Below are 3,502 nucleotides of genomic sequence, written 5' to 3' on the forward strand. Positions count from 1 at the left end.
GGTCTGATACTGTTTGACAATGTGGTAATTCCATTTGTAGACAAATATCCGACAGACACCAAGACTTACAGAATTATGAATACCAAGCCGGAGGAATCGGTGCAGAAGGAGGACGCAGTGTAAATGGCAGAAAAAAGACAGAAGAAGCAGGCGGCAAAGGCATTTGAAAAAGAGACATTTTCCAAAGATAAGGAAGTGACTGGAGTAAAACATATAGAACACAGGCAGGACAACACCTTTTCTGTGGAAAACCAGTTTAGTGCCAGCGAGAAGCCTGTGAGCAATCTGCCAAGGGATGCGAACCATGGCAGTCGTACAGGAAAAGCAACTTCTGGTCACAGCGTCCAGAAGTCAGAGTTTAATACTGGGACAGAATACAGGAAAAATAATAAGAAAAAATATTACCGACAGCAACAACAGGACACTTCTGGTCACAATGTCCAGAAGTCGGAAGCCGAAGCGGAAAAGACATTCTTAAAGGAAAACAGCTTTATCAATGAGGAAAACGGTAATGCTACAAATTTCCATACAGAGGACGCAGACAGTTTTCAGGACAATTACCACGTTAGAAATACCTACCAACGGTCTGAGAAAAAAGGAAAATATCACAAAAGGCGTGTGCAGAGAGAATACGCACACAGAGAGCGTGCAAAGTCAGAAAATGCAAAGCAGTCCGATTATGGAGATCTTCAGACAAAGGACGCCACATTTTCGCAGGGGCAGGCGGACGAATTTACAGACCAAAAAGTACAGAAGGCTTTTGATAAGTCGGAAAAGAACCGCCGGAAGTTACAGAAGGCAAAGGACAAGATGCCGAAAAAGCGGCAGTATGAGATGAAGCGTGTCTTTGATGAGCAGACCGGAAAAGCAAAGTATGTTGTGGTTCCGGTGGATGTGGAGAAGCCATTTAAGCCGGACGGACTGGGAAAGACAGCAGTTCATAAGCTCCAAACCGAAAATATGTATTTTGTGCATCGAAAGATTGCAGAGACAGAAAAGGATAATTCCGCAGTTGAGGGCGCACATAAGACAGAACAGCGGGCAGAAGATGTTTATCATTACATGAAATACCACAGAAAGAGTAAAGCACAGAGAAAGCGTGACCGCCTAGAACGATTGAAGAAAAAGCAGGTCACAGCAGATATGAAGCTGGAGTATGAGAAATTCATCAGTGAAAATCCACATCTAAAGGGCAACAGTCCTAAGAAGCAGTTACAAAGGCAGCTACAGAAACAGCGTATCAAGCGTGAGTATGCCAAGGCAAGGCGGGCAGGAGCAGAAGCCAAGACTGCAAAGGAAACATTTACAAAGACAGCCAATGCTGCAACCGGGATTGCAAAGAAGTTACAGGAGATTGCCACGAAAAATAAAACACTCATTATCACAGTCGGTATTTTTGCACTTCTGCTCATTATGATCATGTCGGCATTATCAAGCTGCGGTTCCATGTTTACCGGAACTGTGACAACAACAATGGCAAGCACATATCTTAGCCTTCCGGCAGAGATTGATGCAGCAGATTTATCTTTTACAGAAAAGGAAATGGAGCTGCAAAACAAGATTGACCGGATTGAAACTGATTATCCGGGATACGATGAATACGATTATAACCTTGGCGCAATCGGGCATGATCCGTACACACTGATCAGTTATCTTTCCGCAGTCCATACGGAATTTAATGCCGCAGGAATGGAGAGTGAGATTCAGGAATTATTTGATGCCATGTATTCACTCACTACAGAGGAAGTAGAGGAAACACGGACAAGGACAGTCACAAAGACCGGAACCAGAATAATAACAAATCCGGACGGGACTACCCATACCGAGGAATACGAGTATGAGGAGGAAGAAGAATATACCGTAACAATTCTTCGTGTCACACTTACGGTCACACCGCTTGAGAGCATTGTTGCCGGACTTATGGACAGCGAGCAGACGGAAATTTTTGGAGCTTATACGGAGACAAAGGGTGGCTTACAGGTCTTTGCTTCTCCGGTTGATTATTACTGGTATTACTATATCAGCAGTTATTATGGCTACCGGAAAAATCCAAACACCGGAGTCGAGGAGCTTCACAGGGGTGTGGATATAGCGGTGCCGACAGGAACGTTTGTATATGCGGCACATGATGGAACGGTAACAGAAGCAACTTACGATTCCTATTATGGAAATTATGTGGTGATTACGGACAGTAAGGGATATACCACAAAATATGCCCACATGGACAGCTTAAATGTGTCCGCAGGGCAGAGTGTAAAAAAAGGTGACAATATAGGCAAAAGCGGAAATACAGGAAGCAGTACCGGAAGCCACCTTCATATCGAATGTCTGTATAACGGGGAATATTATAACCCGTTATTTTATTTTGAAGCAGGAGAACAGACCATTTATGGAGAAACAACGGGCGGCACCGGAGGAGGAACCAGCAATGTGATACCGCCGGAATCCTATGATGATGCAACCGTACAGACGCTTATGCGTGAAGCAAACAGGTATCTGGGAATGCCATATACTTTTGGCGGCACAGCTCCGGCTAGTTTTGACTGTTCCGGTTTTGTATGCTGGGTATTTTCAAACAGTGGCGTACATAACCTGCCAAGAACCACAGCACAGGGCATTTATGACCAGTGTACTCCGGTATCAGCGGCAGATGCAAAGGCAGGGGACATTATATTTTTTACAGGAACCTATAATGCAGGACGTCCGGTTACACACGTTGGTATCTACTGTGGAAACGGTACGATGGTGCATTGCGGTGATCCAATTCAGTACACATCAATCAATACTTCTTACTGGCAGAGCCATTTCTATGGTTTTGGAAGATTGAATTAGCGAAGGGAGGAATTATTTTTGTCAGTAGAACGAATCAATTCACAGCTTAAAAAGGTCAGAGAGCAGATAGCACAGCTACAGGCAAAGGAAAAAGACCTTGCAGAACAGAAACAGATGGCGGAGGATGCCGAAGCCATGAAGATCATACGAAAATATAAAATCTCATCGGAGCGATTGCAGATGCTTAATAAGCTCAGTGAGGATGAAGTTAGAAATTTATTACAGAAACGGGAACAGGAAAAGGAGGATTCGACCAATGAAAATGAAGAAGTTATCCGTTAAGGCACTAATGTCCCTGATACTGTCGGCAATACTTTTTTGTATGCCGGTCGGGGCATTTTTTGCAAACAGGGCAAATACTGTGGAGGTTCATGCGGAGGATACAGCAGAGCAGAAAACAGAAAGTGCGGCAGAGGAAATCAGTGCAGAAAGCACAGCGTCCGGCACTGATAACAAGGACAGTTCCGGTAGTGGAGAAAATCACACAGAGCAGTCCACAGAGAATACAACGGAAAATTCCACAGAAGGCACAAGTGAGGAGACACAGCCTGCCGCAAAATGCACCTGCAAGGAAAAATGCAGTCAGTATGCAGTAGATGAAGATTGTGAGGTGTGTGCAAAGGATTACAAGGAATGTGCTTATATCAATCCAAGTGTAAAAATCACAATC

At 44.2% G+C, this 3,502-nt stretch carries 2 protein-coding genes and 1 pseudogene; all 3 read left to right on the plus strand.

What is annotated here, in order from left to right; all coding sequences use genetic code 11:
* Positions 1 to 123: 123 nt before the first annotated feature.
* Positions 124 to 2,832, plus strand: a complete 2,709-nt coding sequence (locus tag H8S17_RS15670) for a CD1108 family mobile element protein (RefSeq protein ID WP_186867856.1) — start codon at positions 124 to 126, stop codon at positions 2,830 to 2,832.
* Between the two features lie 18 nt (positions 2,833 to 2,850).
* Entirely contained in the window at positions 2,851 to 3,114 is a 264-nt protein-coding gene (locus H8S17_RS15675) for a DUF4315 family protein (RefSeq protein WP_117831469.1), read from the plus strand.
* A pseudogene (locus tag H8S17_RS15680) lies at positions 3,089 to 3,502 on the plus strand (CD1107 family mobile element protein); the annotation flags it as partial. The gene H8S17_RS15675 and the pseudogene H8S17_RS15680, both read left to right, overlap by 26 nt.

Source organism: Roseburia zhanii, from assembly GCF_014287635.1.
Taxonomy (GTDB): domain Bacteria; phylum Bacillota; class Clostridia; order Lachnospirales; family Lachnospiraceae; genus Roseburia_B; species Roseburia_B zhanii.

Excerpts from the sequence above, each read along its gene's own strand:
- H8S17_RS15670 (WP_186867856.1), top strand. The coding sequence starts at position 124 with ATGGCAGAAAAAAGACAGAAGAAGCAGGCGGCAAAGGCATTTGAAAAA.